Below are 17,462 nucleotides of genomic sequence, written 5' to 3' on the forward strand. Positions count from 1 at the left end.
ATGTGGATCACAACTTAATGATGATTTTAATAGTTAAAGTAAAATTAACGTGAACAGAAAACTAATTATTGGCACCCGGGGAAGTGTACTTGCTATGTGGCAGGCAAATTTTGTAAAAGACCGTTTGCAAGAAATCGGTATTGAAGCAGAATTGAAGGTTATCAAAACTCAAGGCGATATCATTCAACACCTCCGTTTAGACAAGCTGGAGGGCAAGGGATTTTTCACGAAGGAGCTTGAAGAAGAGCTTTTGAGCGGAACGATTGATTTAGCGGTACACTCACATAAGGATTTACCAACCGTCAATCCGCCGGGGCTGATTATTGCCGCTGTCTCTGAACGCGAAGACCCCTCTGAACTATTGATCATCCATAAAGACTGTGTTGACATCAAGAAGCGCTTGTCCTTAAAGCACAATGCTACTGTTGGGACTTCATCCAACCGCAGAAAGGCTCAGATCTCGGCCCTTCGACCTGATTTAGAGTTTGATGACCTGCGTGGCAATCTGCAAACGCGGATGCAAAAATTGCGCGACGAGCAATACGATGCCATTATTTTGGCTAAGGCGGGTATCAGTCGTATTGCGATGGACATTTCGGATTTCCATGTAGAGGAGATCCCGCCGGTGGAAATTATTCCCGCGCCGGCACAGGGTGTATTGGCCATCCAGATCCGGGAGTCGGACAAGGAGCTATTCGAGGCACTGCAGCCCATCAATGATGATGAGGTAGCCAGAACAATTTCTGTCGAACGTTTGGTACTGAACAAATTCGATGCCGGCTGTCATGCTCCACTTGGCTGTTACTGCCGTAAAACCGCTGATGCTTACGAAGCCTGGGCGTCTATCGCCGATACCAGTGAGGATTTTCCAGACCGGGTGTATCTCAAAGACTCCGATCCTACCCGTCTGGCGGAACGCATCTTCAGTAAATATGCGAAGGACCGCAAATTGCCGCAATCGGTTTTTATTTCGCGGGAGATCGATGAAAATTCGTATTTCGCCCGGGCAATGGCCAAACATAACATTTCCATTGAGGGTCGTTCACTCATCAAAATATTTCCGATCATCAACAAATTAGACCCTTTTATTCTAAAACATGTAGATTGGATTATCTTTTCCAGCAAAAACGGGATTGAACACTTCTTCAATTTAGAACCGCGTCTGAGCAAAAAAACCAAAATAGCAGTGATTGGCCGCGGGTCCGAGGAGGTATTGCGTAAGTATGACCGTGTAGCCGACTTTTCGGGAGATAGCGAAGGGATCAACATGGACGAAATCGCAAAGAAGTTTGCTGAACTCGCCAATGGCGGAACTGTTCTTATTCCACGCGCAAAAGAGTCTTTGGAAACTATCCAGAAGGCGCTAAGTCCGGAAACGAAAATCATTAATATGCCGGTCTATGAAACCGTCCTGGAAGAAGACGTCGATCCCTCAAATGCCGAGGTGCTGGTATTTACCAGTCCCAGCAATGTTGAAGCTTATTTTGCGGACAACCTGCTGGAACCGGGGCAGAAGGTGATCTGTATAGGTCGTTCCACCGGAGCAAAATTCGACGAGATGAACGTTCCCTATACATTGCCCTACTCTCCAGACGAGATCGGTCTTTCGGAGGCTATTTTTGGCTTAGAATATTAACGATACCAGGTATCAATAGGTACCGAAACAATATTAATAAATAAATTAAACATAATGTTACAACGTCCGAGAAGAAATCGTAAATCTGCCGTGATTCGCGACATGATTCAAGAGACACGTTTAGACGCGTCAAATTTGATTTTTCCATTATTTATTGTCGATGGTGAAAATCAAAAAACCGAGGTTAAATCCATGCCGGGCATCTATCGTTATTCCATAGATAATTTGCTGAAAGAAGTAGAAAGCTGCCTCAAGCTTGGCTTGCGCTCCTTCGACCTGTTTCCTAATATCGAAGAGTCCCTAAAAGACAAATACGCTACAGAAAGTCATCGCGAAGGCAGTTTATACCTGCGTGCCATTGCCGCAGTAAAGAAAAATTTTCCCGAAGCTTGTATTGTGACTGACGTAGCAATGGACCCTTACAGTAGCGATGGCCACGATGGGATCGTTGAAAATGGAGAAATCCTAAACGATGAGACTTTGGAAGTCCTCGGGAAAATGGCACTCGCACATGCACAATCCGGCGCTGATATTATTGCGCCTTCAGATATGATGGATGGCCGTATCGGTTATATCCGCGAACTGCTGGACCACAATGGTTTTACGAATGTCTCATTGATGTCCTACACCGCAAAATATGCATCGGCATATTACGGACCATTTAGGGATGCTTTGGGCTCAGCGCCAAAACATGGGGATAAAAAAACCTACCAGATGAACCCGGCAAACGCAAAGGAAGCACTGATCGAAGCACAACTTGACGTACAGGAAGGCGCGGACTTCCTCATGGTCAAACCAGGACTTCCGTATCTGGATATCGTGAAATTATTAGCGGACAACTTTGATCTTCCTATCGCAGTATATAATGTCAGCGGTGAATATGCCATGTTGAAGGCTGCTATACAGAACGGTTGGTTAGATGAACGTGTTATTTTAGAAACGTTATTGAGCTTTCGCCGCGCGGGTGCTACAGCAATCTTGTCCTACCATTCAAAGGAAGTACTTGAAAAAGGCTTTATTTAGTATTCACTTTTAATTTCTGAAATGCAAACACCTGATATATCAAGAGCAAAATCTGCTGAATTATTTGAAAAAGCAAAACAGTACTTTCCTGGCGGCGTAAACTCACCCGTTAGGGCCTTTAAATCGGTATACGGTACACCCTTATTTATTGAACGGGGTGACAAAGCACACCTATGGGATGCAGATGGGAATCAGTTTATAGACTTTTGCTGTTCCTGGGGTCCCTTGATTTTAGGGCACAACAATGATCAAGTCCGTGAAGCAGTTGCTGCTCAACTCAGCAAAGGCTTAAGTTTTGGAGCACCTACAGCCTTAGAAAACGAACTTGCAGAACTGATTATCGAAAATAACAAGTATATCGAGAAAATCCGCTTTGTCAGTTCGGGCACGGAAGCTGTTATGTCCGCCATCCGTCTGGCAAGAGGATTTACAAAACGGGATAAAATCATCAAGTTCGACGGTTGCTATCATGGACATTCAGATTCCCTGCTGGTCAAAGCCGGTTCAGGACTGGTTACTTTTGGAGAAACGTCTTCTGCAGGCGTCCCAAAAGCATTTGCCGACGAGACCATCGTTATTGAACTGAATGATACAGCGGCACTGGAAGCTGCTTTTGCAGAATTTAAAGGACAGGTTGCCGCCGTTATTATTGAAGGTATACCAGCCAACAACGGGCTCTTATTGCAGACCAAGGAGTATATGCACTTTTTGCGCGAGATCACCAAAACCAATGGAACGATGCTGATCCTGGACGAAGTTATTACAGGATTCCGCCTTGGATTTGAGGGGGCCGCTGCTTATTACGATATCCAACCAGATATCATCACCTATGGCAAGATCATCGGCGGTGGCATGCCAGTAGGGGCCTACGGTGCATCCAGAGAGCTTATGGCCTGCATATCTCCGGACGGCGCAGTGTATCAGGCAGGTACTTTATCCGGTAATCCGGTTGCAATGGCAGCAGGTATTGCAGCGTTGAAGATTCTGGCACAAAAGGATTTTTATACTAACCTGAATGCCAAGACCGCAACATTTGTACAGGATATCCGTTCCTACATAGCGGAAAAAGGCTATCAGGTTCAGCTCTTTAGCGTGGCTTCAATTTTCTGGTTTGCCTTTACCGAACAACAGGATATAAAAAAAGCCAGCGAGATCAATCCCGCCTCCATGGACGCGTATAAGATCATGCATCGCGAATTGTTAAATCGCGGGGTGTATTTTGGTCCATCCGGCTACGAAGTCGGCTTCATATCGGAAGCGCATACGGAATCCGATCTGGATACCGCGAAGAAGCATATTTTTGAGGCTTTGGATATTGTTTTCAACGGTTAAAAAGAGCCTCAAAAAGCAAATGCCCCAAAAGAATTTGGGGCATTTGCTTTTTGATCAATATACCATAGGTGTAGGCATATAGAATCTGCAATCTCAGAGCTCGATTTGATGCGTCCCACTGGTATCCACCCATGTGTTCGCCAATTTTTTATCCTTCGTTTTGATCTTATTCAATCCCTGTATAATCTCGTCAAGTGAAAACTTGCCCTTGATATCCATAAAGACGCTCTCGTCGCCTTCGTCCTGCACGAATAGTGAGACCCTGTTAATCATGTTATCTTTGTCAATACGCGCATGCAATGAAATCTCTTCCCCTTCGCTATTGACGACAAGCAGCTCCTCAAACTTATTTTTCTTCAGATACTTGTGATAATCTGCCAGAATCAGCTTACTTTTTTCGCGCTCATTATTGGATAGTGTCATCATCCGGAATTTCTTCAATTTTTTAACAATCGCTGCCATCGCCTGGGTGTCGGCATCATTATCATCTTGTAGCGCTTTTTTAATAAAAGGTTTTGTTAACCACATAGGCAGGCTGATCGCTACAATTTCGGCATCTCGCGAAACATTGGACCCTCTCACGAATTCCATGTTAGCCCCCTTTTTCACGATGCAGGACTGCAACAAAAACAGCAATCCAAATAGGTGTAATACAGTTAGTCTTTTCATAACCGTTATTTTTTCTTATTGTTTTCATTCACCAGGCTAGTTACCTCCCGTAGCGGTATCGCCCCGTCCAAAATCATAAAGAGATTTTGTCCATCACCGTTGATCGTCAACAGTAAGTTGTTAAGAATATCCGCATTCGACTCTATATTCTCGGCCAGAAAGCGGATGTCCTCCCCCTCACTGTTCATCGACATCAGCTCTTCATACTTTAGGTTAGAGACAGCATCTCGGATGACTGAAGTCAAATTTTTGTCCTCACCATCTTCGACGATCAGCATACGCAAGGACTTAACATTCTTGAGCAAGGGGGAAATTTTCTGTAAATCTTCGTCATCTATCTTTAAATTTCCCAATATTTTGAACATCGGAGCTCCAATTTTAAGTGTAGTAACTCCCTTTTTACCCTGATACTGTTCAAATAGTTTATCTAATTTCGAAATCTGTGCATTTGCCATACTTGCTGCAAGTAAAAGGCATGCTATTAAAAACCCCTTCATATTATTTTTAGTTTATCGTTATCGACATTTGTTTGATATTCATCGCTTTATCCATCCCATTTTCCAGATTGTTTGCCAGCAATCCCAAGGATTTCAGGGTTAATTCCACTGCTTCCTCTTCGTTTGCTACCGGTTTGCCATTTAGCACTACATAGTCAGCTTGATACCCGTCGGAACTTGACAGGCCTTCGCTGCTCTCATGCTCCCTCCCTCTGGCTTCTGCCCGTTTGCCTTGGTACCTCTTTTTCGGAGGCTGCTCTGTTCGCACTGCAGTCCGCTGCTCTACTACAATCTCCTTATTGTCCTGAGGAGTCTTGGCAGTCACTTCTTCCACCGATTCCGCCCGTGCTCCGACGTTTGGCCGCACATCTCTATGAACAAATACTGGTGCCGTGGAAGGAGGCTGATTTTGATTCATATAAAATATCATTCCAATAGTCATGAAGATGACTGCCGCAGCGGCATATTTCACCCATACGCTCTTCCACCACGGGACAGTGACTACATTTCGGTCTTGCGTCTGCTCTACAAAATCCTCAAATGACCAATCCATCTCTACCTTCTTTTCCTGATCCAATATCCGGAAAAAGAAATCATTCGATTTTTTCAGTTCGTCCTCTTCTTCCAAAGAAGATTTGCCTCCGAAGTATTTGTCTCTTAGCTCCTTTAATCTGCTGTTTTCCATCATTCTCAATTTGATATGTAAAAATGACCGAAGCGATTAGGTTCCTTTCCTACTGGAATAGATCCTGGCGCTTTCATAATCAAATAATTTTGTCAGTTGTTCTCTGACTCTTTGTCTGGCGCGCATCAAATTGACACGCACGGCAGACTCTCCCATGTCCAAGACTTCTGCTATTTCCGCAATATCGTAGTCTTCGACATCGCGGAGGTGCATAACCAGCCTTTGTTTTTCGGGTAAGGAATTGACCATCTCCAAAATAATCTCTTTGGTATTTCCAACCCTACTCTCTGTCATTCCGATGATCTGTTGGCGCTCCGCGAAGTCAGACCGCACTTTATCCCGTTTGATACGGTTCAGCGCTTCATTTTTCACACTTTGCATGCAGAAAGCCTCCAGATTACTGTATTGATGCAGTCTATCTTTCCATTGCCACAGTTTCATCATCACGTTCTGTACGGCGTCGAATGCCTCCTCCTCATCAACCAAGATCCGTTTCGCAAAGCGAAATAGCTTATCCTTATGGACGAAAACGGTATTTTTAAATTGCTCTTGGTTCATGTATTATTCGCTTAAAGATTCCATCACGGACACTGGCCACTCATTTTTCCACCTGTTTTCAATCCCCTGATCCTGCCTGTTCCATTTATTAGCAAGACATCTGAAGAGACCAAGCTATTACATCTACTGTCCTTTTTTTTATAAAAAAAATCAATCTATCTAATTGACAGCCACTTAACGGCTCCAGGAAATTTTATATTTTCAGTATACAAAAGGCAAATGGATCTTTTTGTCCGTGCAAGATGGTGTTTTTTGTGGACACGACAAACAAAATCAGTGTCTAAATTGTTTTAAGATACTGAGTAATAAAAACTTAAATATAAACAATTATGAAGTACTACAAAATTACTGGCATCACTGCCGGACTAGCCCTGTTAATTGGAACAGTAGGCTGTAATAACTCTAGCCATAAAAGTGCAGACAGTGCAGATTCGACAGAGAATACGGACACATTGATGGCTCAGAATATGGATTCGATATCCGTTACGCCAATTGCAGACTCCAAAGAATTTCCAGGGGCCACACTTCAGATCGCTTCTATAAGCTCCGAGAAGGCAGGTGCCGATTCAGCAAAAGTGACGGTAAAATATGAGGTAAAAAACTTTAAACTAACAGAAATGACTAACGATGCGCATGCCGCCCACATGGCCAATTCGCATGACGGACAGCATATTCACTTTATCTTGGATAATAAACCCTATACGGCGTTATATAAACCTGAACACAGCGTCACGGTACCGCTAAACTCGGAACATTACCTACTTTCTTTCCTGTCGAGATCGTACCATGAGTCAATTAAAACTCCGGAAGCTTCGAAATTACTCAAATTTAAGATTGATGCAACCGGGAAATTAACACAGGAGTCTGTACCAAAAGATCCTGCCTTGTTCTACTCCCGTCCAAAGGGGGAGTACAAAGGGGATGAGACAAAAAATCTCTTATTGGATTTTTATCTCGTCAATACTGACCTTAAGGGAGATGGAAACAAGGTCATTGCCACAATCAACGGGCAGACTTTTACCTTAGATAAATGGGGACCATACGAGATAAAGGGATTACCGATGGGTAGCAATAAAGTTAAGTTGACACTGGTCGATAAGGAAGGGAACGCTATCACGGGTGACAATATCTCCATAGAACGGGATATTACGCTATCAGAAAAATAAAAAAAGAAGAGCCGCAATGATTTGCGGCTCTTTGTTACCGATCAGTAGCTGATCTGCCGTTAGTTACATTAATAATAAAGGCTATTCTTATCATTACGGCAATCGATCAAAATCAATGTTTGGCGCAGTATTTTTATTCGCCATTTGAAATGTGGTACCGGGCTTCACGATCTCATTGAAGAAGCCCCCGTTCTGTAAAAAATATCCACTGGTGGTGACCCCTCCTATCGCATCGATGCGCTGGTTGGCCCGGTAAGTATTATCGACACTGAAGGAGGCCGATTGTACAGGCTTCCATTGACCATCGTATACCCACTGATTTTTAAACTCGACTCGTCTGCCTAGGTGGCCTTGATTGGGGTTAAAATTTTCAAGGAAACTATGGAAACGTTTCAGATAGGTATCTGTTTTGGGACGTTTAAAGCTGGCGATGAGATTCCATGTGTTTTCTTCAGGAACGAAAAACCATGCTGTATAATCCGTATTACCCTTTCCGTCGGGAACGCCCTTAAGCAAGAACTTATAGGTTTCACCGGCCTTCCAAAAATATTTACGATAGCTCTGACCGCCTGAGCCTTCATTGCCAAATTCGCCGGTATGGACATCTTTCCCTTTCTTCAGCAGATGGATCTTCTGGTCTTCAGGAATACTTTGAGGATCGTCCGTATGAAAAGGACTCCAGACAGAGAACAATATCCGTCGCTCCGTTTCAGAGTTAACCTGAATGCCAAAATACCCTTCTCCAAATCCGTTAGCCATAAAATATGAACCGACTTTATCTTCTCCCTCGGGCACTTTCAGTTCATTATAATAATAGCTGACATTTGCTGCTGTAGGTAGATTGTAATTCAGATGGCAGGATGGTCCCCTGCGTGACCAATAGTAGTAATCGGGATCATTGGAATAAATGAGTCCACCGGCCGCAGCTTCGCCCTGAACCAACAGTTCCTTGACGTCAGCAAAATTATTGCCGGATTTGCTTACACCTTTCAAGTTGACCTGTACATAACCGGGCTCATTTACCTGGAGCAATAGCGGCGCGGTTGGTGCAAATGTGCTTCCAGCAATTTTCAATCTCGTCTTTTTACCTAGGGCAGTTAGTTCGATTGTTGCTTTGTTTCCATCAGAACTCCTGGCATTAAGTCTTAATTCGAGCCTACCAGCCCTCTGCACCCTGAAATACACCGAGGCTATCGCCTCGCCACTGGACCATTTTACAAGGCCATTGCGCCCTGAGATCTCGGTTTTACTTTGTTGGCCCGCAGTTATAAACGCATTGCCCGCTAGTGGCACTGCGTATACCTGACTGCTCGTCTGGGCCCTAACACCTAACGAAAAATAAAATAAAGCACTAATTAATAAATACTGAATTAAAAGTTGTCTTTTCATCTGAATACATCTTTAAGTTTAGAAGCTCTGTCATCTTGCTCATAGCTTATCAATACTCCCGCGTTGTTGGCACAGCATCCGGATACACAAATAAGTCGGCAAAAACAGAATTATTCCTTGAAGATAAGCGTTAGTTTTTCAGGTGAAGAAAGGAAATGGAAATCAATCGATTGTGTAAAATTTATATCGCTCCTCCTAAATACGATGAACATAATGGAGTAACTCTTGTACTATATACATAAAAAACGAAGGGATCTCCCTTCGTTTTTCCACACAGTGTTAATAAACATGTTGAAAACTCTGTCTTCTTTGCCGCGCACCCTGGCTTGTTTATCCACAAACTGTTAATAACTATGTTTACTATTCACAAGCCCCTTAAAAACCAACACTTTTCAAATTCAACCCGGCCCGCTCATTCAAGCCAAACATTAAATTCATATTTTGTACCGCCTGTCCAGATGCCCCTTTCAGAAGATTATCTGTCGCATTCAGGATAAGCAATTTGTTACCGTGTTTTTCGAGATGTATAATGCTCTTATTGGTATTGACAACCTGTTTAAGGTCAATGTTGGCGCGACTAACCCAGGTAAAGGGATGCGGCGCATAATAGCTTTCATACAGCTCATAAGCCTGCTCTTCGTTCAGATCAGAGGCTACATAGATAGCAGAAAAAATCCCACGGGTAAAATCGCCACGCTGGGGAACAAAGTTTATTTTCTCTGCGGCCCGCTCCAGCAAGGAGGCGCTGTTCACTGGCAGAAAACCTTTCTGAAGCTGATCCAAGGACTCTGCAATCTCCTGTAAATGCTGATGCTCGAAAGACTTGTAAGCAGATAGGTTGTTATTACGCCAGGAAAAATGCGTTGTCGCTCCAGGCTTCTGTCCCGCGCCAGTGGATCCGGTTGTCGCATGGATATGAATTTGATCAGGCAACAGTCCTTTACTTGCCAGTGGCAACAAAGCAAGCTGAATGTTGGTTGCAAAGCAGCCCGGATTGGCTATATATTGTGCCTTTTTGATGGCTTCTTTGTTTAACTCGGGAAGCCCATAAATAAATTGCTTTTCTCCATAAGCAGTATTTGCACGGAGGCGATAATCCTGTGAAAGATCAATGATCTTTACCCTATCGGCAACAGGATTTGCCTCTAAAAACTTACGGGCATCCCCATGTCCGACACATAGAAACAGAACATCGATATCGGAGTGAAAATCGGCAGAAAAAGTCAATTCGGTATCACCAAAAAGATCATTATGAACCGCATAAACTTTATTCCCAGCGTTAGAAGCGCTATTGGCAAATACAATTTCCACCTCGGGATGGTAGATCAAAACACGGAGCAACTCTCCCCCGGTATATCCTGCAGACCCAACTATACCTACTCTTATCATCGCTTTTTTAGATTTAGTTTGATATAAACTGTTTGGGCGACAGCTTATCTACCCGTCTGACGTCAAATCAGCTACCGCCCGAAAAACATTTTTATTTTTGGTTTACTTTATGCCAGATGATCGTCTGGTTTCCGAAAATTTTCGAGAAGCCTTTGACATCTTCTCCAGTATAACCTTTATTCATCTCGCCATAGCTACCGAATTTATTGGACATCAAATCGTGCGCTGACTCAATACCGATCACAATAAAACGATAAGGATGTAGTTCAACGATAACACGACCGGAGACGGTGCTCTGAGAGGATTGCAAGAAAGCTTCAATGTCACGCATTACAGGATCATGCATCTGACCTTCGTGCATATAATTTCCGTAGAACGCTGCGATTTGGTCCTTCCATGACAATTGCCATTTGGTCAATGTATGTTTTTCAAGTGTATGGTGTGCTTTGATCAGGATAACTGAAGCGGCAGCCTCGAAACCAACTCGACCTTTGATACCAATAATAGTATCCCCGACGTGGATATCACGCCCTATACCATAAGGCTGTGCGATTGCCTGAAGTTCCTGAATCACTTGGACAGGAGACATTTTCGTACCATTTAGCGCAACAGGCTCACCGTTTTCAAAATCTATCGTTATCTGTTGAGGCTCGGAAGATGTAACGGGAGTCGGCCAGGCAGATTCAGGCAGATACTGGTTTGATGTCAACGTTTCGGCTCCACCCACTGAAGTACCCCAAAGGCCTTTATTGATTGAATACTTGGCCTTCTCTGCAGAGTATTCAACGCCATGTTTATGGAGATATTCGATTTCGGCTTCGCGGGACAACTGCAGGTCGCGGATCGGTGTAATAATCTCCACTCCAGGAATTAGTGTCTGGAAAATCATATCAAAACGCACCTGATCATTACCTGCTCCGGTAGAACCATGGGCAACACATTCAGCGCCGATTTTCTTAGCATAATTAGCGATAGCGGTCGCCTGACATACCCGTTCAGCAGATACTGATAGCGGGTAAGTCGCATTTTTCAGCACATTGCCAAAAATCAAATATTTAATAGTTTCGCGGTAGTAGTCTTCCGTTTCGTCAATCGTGGTATGCGATTTTACGCCCAAAGCATAAGCACGCGCTTCAATATTCTTTAATTCTTCAGCCGAAAAACCACCTGTATTTACGACTACGGAGTGAACTTCTAAACCTAAATCCTGTGAAAGATAAATACAACAAAATGATGTGTCTAATCCTCCACTGAACGCTAAAACTACTTTCTTCATTGGAATAATTTGTTTATGAGTGCAAAATCCAGCAGCCCAAAGCTGCGTTTACACTCGGTTTGCTTATTATGGGAAAACTACCTTTTAAACGTTAGTTCCCTGTATATATTCTATTTGTAAATCTATTCTACTCAGACAAGATTACCAAAAGACACTAATTTTAAAAGCCTTTGGCCACCTTTTTGTGCTTTGGAAAATTGACAGCGAAAAACTTATTTGTCGATCTCCAGAATTTAGCCTGAATACGCTTTAGTAAAGATTGCTTCTGTGTAATCCGCTCCAGGCGTTCCTTTGCCTCATGTTTACGCTGAATCTTCTCTCTCAGCTCCCGTTCTTTTTCCTCCGGATCCCAAAGCATGGCCGTGCACATACAATTCTTACGATCCTTGCTCATTAGAATTTCATAGTTCACACAGCTTTGACAGCCCTTCCAAAACTCGTCATCGGTCGTGAGTTCAGAATAAGGCACAGGTTCATATCCCAGTTCGGAATTAATTTTCATGACGGCAAAGCCTGTCGTGAGCCCGAATATTTTCGCTTTCGGGTATTTTTCGCGCGACAGTTCAAATACTCGTTTTTTAATAGCCTTGGCCAAACCGACTTTTCGAAATTCCGGACTGACGATAAGTCCCGAGTTAGCGACATAGTCTCCATGCCCCCAAGTCTCAATATAACAGAAACCGGCCCATCTACCATCTCTATGCAAAGCAATCACGGCTTTGCCTTCGTTCATCTTGTTGGCAACATATTCTGGCTTACGACGTGCAATACCAGTACCGCGAGCCTTTGCAGACTCAAACATTTCGTTGCAAATTACCTCTGCATAGTGTGCATGCTCTGGCTTAGCCGGGATAATTAAAAAATCTGATATAGTCATTGACTTACGACCCTAATAATAAAACAACAACTATTGTTGCGTTTTGTTACTCAATAAATTAAAATAATGGAATTCAAAACCATCGGACAATCATGGTCTTGTTTGGAAAGATTCACTACCTCAAATCAAGCCCGAGGTAGTATGGGTCGTCGGAAGCGTAAAACAGGTATTTCAACGAAAATGAAAGCACAGAAAACCTTCCTCATAAACTTCTCAAAAGTTTGAGTGCAAGTGTAATCGTTTTTTTTGTGCTGTTTCATTTTTTATTCTCTGTCAATTGTTTCTGACGATGCAAATGTATAAAAATATTTTTTTCTTTTCTACAATATTATCTTCGATTTTTTGCAAAAATCAAAAAGTTACATTGATCATGCAAAAGCATTCTCCCGACTTCATTTTCAACCATTTAGTTCGCACAATTTCCCGCTATGGCGCAGCTATATACTTATATTAATTTGACAACAAAATAGATAAAGGGTTAAGGCTTTGTCAATTGAATCCCCCAGTTTCTTTTGGTTGTTCGTTATTCTTAATGAAAAACGATACTTTTGTACAAATCATTAGAAAAAAATACGATGTCACCGAGTTTAATTTTCTATATCATTTTTGCTATCCCTTATATCATTTTTATGTATTGGCTAGTCAAACAGGACAAACATAAATACGCTTGGGGGATCGCGATTATCACCGTCGTAGCCATATTAGCGATCTACGTATCGCAGAAAGCGAGCAAAGTTGCCATGGACAACTACCAACAGCATCAGATCGACGCACGGGAGATCGAACGGGAAGAACGTTTACAGAAACAACAAGATAGCTTAAATCATTCCCGACAATAAAAAAGCGGCTGATGCCGCTTTTTTATTGTCGGGAATGTACCTTAGCCTACCAGGTCTTCCAGTTTACACAGAAAAGCATATTCCAGCGCGATTTCCTTTAGATAATCAAATCTCCCTGAGGCGCCTCCATGTCCGTAGTCCATATCTGTCTTCAACAAGACGACCGATTCTCCAACTTTAGTGGCGCGCAGCTTAGCCACCCACTTGGCGGGCTCGAAATATTGAACCTGACTATCGTGCAGGCCGGTTGTTACCAAAAGATTCGGGTACGCATTGGCCTCAACATTCTCATATGGAGAATAGCTTTTCATATAAAAGTAAGCTTCCGCTTCATTTGGATTGCCCCACTCATCATATTCATTGGTAGTGAGCGGAATAGTTTCATCCAGCATGGTATTCACCACATCCACAAAAGGAACCTGGGCAATGATCCCATGATACTGCTCCGGTGCTATATTGGCCACCACTCCCATCAACAGTCCTCCTGCACTTCCCCCCTGGGCATAAAGATGCGCTGGTGAGGTATAATGCTGCTCGATCAGATACCGGCCACAATCGACAAAGTCATAAAATGTATTTTTCTTTCGCATCATTTTACCATCTTCATACCAATGCCGCCCCATTTCCTCACCGCCCCTGACATGTGCGATCGCATAAATAAAACCACGGTCCAGCAAGCTTATTCGATTACTGGAAAAACTGGGGTCCATCGATGCTCCGTATGAGCCGTAAGCATATTGGAGCAAGGGAGCTGAACCATCCAATACAGTTCCCTCTTTATAAACGATGGATATCGGAACTCGCATCCCATCCCGTGCTGTAGCATATACTCTTTCCGTCACATAGTCCCCTGGATTATAGCCGCCCAAAATTTCTTGCTGTTTCAGCAATGTCTTCCTGTGTGCCCGCATATCGTATTCAAAGACAGAACCAGGCGTCACCAAGGATGTATACCCATAACGCAATTTTTCAGTCTCGTATTCAACGTTAATTCCGGGATAGACGGTGTATGTGGCTTCGTCAAATTCGAGATAATGCTGCTGCCCGGTCCCCAGCGTATAAATCAGTAGCTGCGTCAAGCCATTTTTTCTTTCAGATATAGCCAAAAAGTTCCTGAATTCTTCCATGTCAGTGACCAGGACATCAGGACGATGTTTGACAAAAGGCCGCCAATACGTTCTTTCGGTATTCTCCAAAGGACACTGCATGATCTGAAAATTGATCGCATCGAGATTAGTTAAGATTAAAAAACGGTCCTCCAAAGCCACTACTGAATAAAGTACATTCTCCAAACGCCGCTGAAAAACACGGAATGCCGCATCGGGAACTTCGGCGTCTAAGAGCCATACTTCGGAAGATAACGTCCCTTCAGAATGGATAAAGATATATTTGCCGTTTTTCGACTTATGGACCCCGATATAGTTGCTATTGTCTTTCTCCTCGTAGACGATGCAGTCCTGTGCAACATCGGTACCCAATGTATGCCGCATGATCTTTTCACTGAGCAGCGTGACGGGATTTTTGGCTGTGTAAAAGAGTGTCCGGTTGTCGTTAGCCCAGATCGCTGCCCCTTCGGTATTGGCTATGTGATCAGGATAAATTTTGCCCGTTTCCAGATTCTTGACGTATAAGGTATATTGTCTGCGCGAAACCGTGTCCACGCTGAACGCCAGCAGGCGATTGTCGGGACTGACTGAGAAGCCTGTCGCAGTATAATAAGCAAAACCCAGGGCCATTTCATCGATGTCCAGCAAGATCTCCTCTTCGGCTTCCAGCGTACCTTTTTTGCGGCAAAACTTAAAGTATTGTTTCCCCTCCTCTGTACGACTATAATAATAATACCCATTCTTAAAATATGGCACGGACTGGTCTTTTTCCTTGATCCGGGATTTCATTTCTTCGAATAAATCCTGCTGCAATGACTCGGTATCCCGCAGCATATCCGTTGTATAGGTATTTTCAGCAGTCAGATAGTTAATTACTTCCTGAGATTTTGGTCCTTTTTTGAAATAGTCAATCATCCAGTAATAATCATCAACGACCTCGTCGTCATGAATTAGCCTCTTGCGCGGATAGATTGCTGCTTGTGGTGGCAAAGCTGAGGGCCATTGTATATTCTTCTTGTATTTCATATTCGGGGATGCTTATTTATCATTTATATGATTTGTCGAAGCGATTCTAAACCAATAACATTCGTAAAATGTAAGCTACAACAGATGTGAAATTTAGTGCCATTTTTCATAAATAACAAAAATAGCTTCATGGCTCTAATAACTGATCAGGAGAATGTAAGTAAAATAAGTATTTAAAGAAATCTGATTTTTAGTAAAAATTAACAATTCCACCGGCACAATAACGCTATCTTTGCCTTTATACGGGGTAAGTGTCCAGATATACGCATCACAAACAGCGGCGACTTTAAACCGAATTAATACATGTTTACATATGAATCTGAAAAAAACTTTATATTTTATTGCGTTAGGCCTGATACCGGCTATTTCCTTTGCTCAGACTGACAGTGTTCCTGCAAATTGGTTCAATCTGGACTATCAGACGGACGGTGTTATGGGAATCAGCACTGAGAAAGCCTATAAAACTTTATTGAAGGGTAAGAAATCCACGCCCGTCATTGTCGGCGTGCTGGATGGCGGCGTAGATGTTTTCCACGAGGATCTAAAAGATGTCGTCTGGATCAACCCCAAAGATAGTATAGGCAACGGGAAAGATAATGACGGAAATGGTTATATCAATGACAAATATGGATGGAATTTCATCGGTAACGCCAACGGTGAGAATGTTCAATTTGACAATTTAGAACTGACAAGACAATTACGGGAGCTGGACAAAAGATTTGCCAATGTCACGCCAGCTACAGAATTGAGTGCCAAAGACCGTAAGGCTTTTTTAGCCTACCAAAAGATGGTGGTAAGCTATAAGAACAAGCTCGAAGAAGCCAAGATGGGACAATTTTCCTATGATGCCCTGAAACGTAATTTGGACGCTGTCGTCCGGGAAATAGGGAAAAAACCGGAAGAGATCACACTTTCCGACCTGGAAAACTACCATCCAAAATCGAACAACCAACGGATCGCCTTGGGCTATGCGAAGGAAGAAATCCAGGCAAATGGTTTTGTTAAATTTTATGAAGATATCACGGAAGGTGCTAAATATTTCAACAACCAAGTCGAGTACCATCTGAATAAAGAGTACGACTCCCGTCCGATTGTCGGAGACAATTATGCAAATGCCAAGGAACGTTTTTACGGAAATGCAGATGTAAAGGGCCCTGATGCCCTTCACGGGAGTCATGTCGCCGGCATTATTGGCGCCAAACGGAATAATAACATTGGCATCGACGGGGTAGCGGACAATGTTAAGATTCTGACGGTACGGCTCGTACCCGACGGCGATGAGCGGGACAAGGATGTGGCCAATGCTATTCGGTATGCTACAGATAACGGCGCAAAAGTACTGAATATGAGTTTTGGCAAGAGTTATGCTCACAACAAACAAGCTGTAGATGAAGCAATTAAATATGCTGAATCGAAGGATGTCCTGATGATACACGCTGCTGGAAACGACAGCGAAGACAACGACATAGAACCCAATTTCCCGATGAAATACTACACCAATGCCAAGGGGGATACGACCGGTGTTGCCAATAGCTGGATCACGGTGGGGGCAACAGGCTTATATCCAGACACCGAACTGTTGGCGGAATTTTCGAATTACGGAAAAAATTCGGTTGATGTATTTGCGCCGGGAATAAAAATCAATTCGACTGTTCCTGACTCAAAATATAAGGAAGAGCAAGGAACAAGTATGGCCGCCCCTGTAGTGGCAGGACTGGCAGCAATGATCCGTTCCTATTACCCTGAGCTGACGGCCGTGGAAACAAAACAGATCATCTTGGAATCTGTCGAAAAACCCGATCAGCTTGTGCGCGTGAAAGTTGGTGAAACAGCTACCAAAATGGCCAGACTGGCCGATATATCCGTGACCGGCGGTATCGTTAACGCCTATAATGCAATCTTAAAAGCCGAAGAATATAACAGTAAAAAGAAAAAATAATAATATTCTCGTTTTTTATATACCAAAACTATATTTTGTCCGTTTAATTAATTAA

General features: G+C 43.2%; 15 protein-coding genes. 6 read left to right on the forward strand and 9 right to left on the reverse strand.

Annotation, left to right across the window (positions count from 1 at the left end):
• The first annotated feature begins 49 nt into the window (after positions 1-49).
• From hemC to hemL, 3 genes are read left to right on the forward strand one after another with little or no spacing between them, the layout of a single operon-like run.
• Positions 50-1,636, forward strand: coding sequence for a hydroxymethylbilane synthase (gene hemC / locus FGL37_RS04575; protein ID WP_028071512.1), 1,587 nt, complete (start codon positions 50-52; stop codon positions 1,634-1,636).
• A 54-nt stretch (positions 1,637-1,690) separates the two neighbouring features.
• Positions 1,691-2,659, forward strand: a complete 969-nt coding sequence (gene hemB / locus FGL37_RS04580; protein WP_028071513.1) for a porphobilinogen synthase — start codon at positions 1,691-1,693, stop codon at positions 2,657-2,659.
• Between the two features lie 21 nt (positions 2,660-2,680).
• Complete coding sequence (gene hemL, locus FGL37_RS04585; RefSeq protein ID WP_037534132.1) at positions 2,681-3,991, forward strand: glutamate-1-semialdehyde 2,1-aminomutase; 1,311 nt, start codon at positions 2,681-2,683, stop codon at positions 3,989-3,991.
• Positions 3,992-4,084: 93 nt separating this feature from the next.
• Here hemL and FGL37_RS04590 read toward each other — a convergent pair whose 3' ends face one another.
• The 4 genes from FGL37_RS04590 to FGL37_RS04605 are packed head-to-tail and all read right to left on the reverse strand — an operon-like array spanning position 4,085 to position 6,400.
• Complete coding sequence (locus FGL37_RS04590) at positions 4,085-4,660, reverse strand: DUF4252 domain-containing protein (protein ID WP_081817976.1); 576 nt, start codon at positions 4,658-4,660, stop codon at positions 4,085-4,087.
• A 5-nt stretch (positions 4,661-4,665) separates the two neighbouring features.
• The gene (locus tag FGL37_RS04595) at positions 4,666-5,157 is read right to left on the reverse strand and encodes a DUF4252 domain-containing protein (protein ID WP_037534134.1); all 492 of its coding nucleotides are present in this window, start codon (positions 5,155-5,157) and stop codon (positions 4,666-4,668) included.
• 7 nt (positions 5,158-5,164) lie between these two features.
• Positions 5,165-5,845: a hypothetical protein gene (locus tag FGL37_RS04600; RefSeq protein ID WP_028071515.1), complete on the reverse strand. Its 681-nt coding sequence runs from the start codon at positions 5,843-5,845 to the stop codon at positions 5,165-5,167.
• Between the two features lie 33 nt (positions 5,846-5,878).
• The gene (locus tag FGL37_RS04605; protein ID WP_028071516.1) at positions 5,879-6,400 is read right to left on the reverse strand and encodes a GFO_1088 family ECF-type sigma factor; all 522 of its coding nucleotides are present in this window, start codon (positions 6,398-6,400) and stop codon (positions 5,879-5,881) included.
• Between the two features lie 329 nt (positions 6,401-6,729).
• On the opposite strand from FGL37_RS04605, the gene FGL37_RS04610 reads away from it, so the two are divergent.
• On the forward strand, positions 6,730-7,566 hold the full coding sequence (locus FGL37_RS04610; protein ID WP_037534138.1) for a hypothetical protein: 837 nt from the start codon (positions 6,730-6,732) through the stop codon (positions 7,564-7,566).
• A gap of 93 nt (positions 7,567-7,659) precedes the next feature.
• On the opposite strand, the gene FGL37_RS04615 is transcribed toward FGL37_RS04610, so the two are convergent.
• The 4 genes from FGL37_RS04615 to FGL37_RS04630 form a co-directional block, all read right to left on the reverse strand.
• The gene (locus FGL37_RS04615; RefSeq protein ID WP_028071518.1) at positions 7,660-8,955 is read right to left on the reverse strand and encodes a DUF3472 domain-containing protein; all 1,296 of its coding nucleotides are present in this window, start codon (positions 8,953-8,955) and stop codon (positions 7,660-7,662) included.
• Positions 8,956-9,330: 375 nt separating this feature from the next.
• Complete coding sequence (gene argC / locus FGL37_RS04620; protein WP_028071519.1) at positions 9,331-10,344, reverse strand: N-acetyl-gamma-glutamyl-phosphate reductase; 1,014 nt, start codon at positions 10,342-10,344, stop codon at positions 9,331-9,333.
• 91 nt (positions 10,345-10,435) lie between these two features.
• Positions 10,436-11,620, reverse strand: a complete 1,185-nt coding sequence (gene argG / locus FGL37_RS04625; protein ID WP_028071520.1) for an argininosuccinate synthase — start codon at positions 11,618-11,620, stop codon at positions 10,436-10,438.
• A gap of 160 nt (positions 11,621-11,780) precedes the next feature.
• A complete protein-coding gene (locus FGL37_RS04630; protein WP_028071521.1) occupies positions 11,781-12,497 on the reverse strand; it encodes a GNAT family N-acetyltransferase in 717 nt (238 codons plus the stop codon).
• A 575-nt stretch (positions 12,498-13,072) separates the two neighbouring features.
• On the opposite strand from FGL37_RS04630, the gene FGL37_RS04635 reads away from it, so the two are divergent.
• Positions 13,073-13,336, forward strand: a complete 264-nt coding sequence (locus FGL37_RS04635; protein ID WP_037534140.1) for a hypothetical protein — start codon at positions 13,073-13,075, stop codon at positions 13,334-13,336.
• A gap of 41 nt (positions 13,337-13,377) precedes the next feature.
• On the opposite strand, the gene FGL37_RS04640 is transcribed toward FGL37_RS04635, so the two are convergent.
• Positions 13,378-15,468 (reverse strand): S9 family peptidase, encoded by a 2,091-nt coding sequence (locus tag FGL37_RS04640; RefSeq protein ID WP_051607246.1) that lies wholly within the window; start codon positions 15,466-15,468, stop codon positions 13,378-13,380.
• A 313-nt stretch (positions 15,469-15,781) separates the two neighbouring features.
• On the opposite strand from FGL37_RS04640, the gene FGL37_RS04645 reads away from it, so the two are divergent.
• The gene (locus FGL37_RS04645; RefSeq protein WP_028071523.1) at positions 15,782-17,407 is read left to right on the forward strand and encodes a S8 family peptidase; all 1,626 of its coding nucleotides are present in this window, start codon (positions 15,782-15,784) and stop codon (positions 17,405-17,407) included.
• Positions 17,408-17,462: the final 55 nt, after the last annotated feature.

This window comes from Sphingobacterium thalpophilum, assembly GCF_901482695.1.
Classification (GTDB): Bacteria; Bacteroidota; Bacteroidia; order Sphingobacteriales; family Sphingobacteriaceae; genus Sphingobacterium; species Sphingobacterium thalpophilum.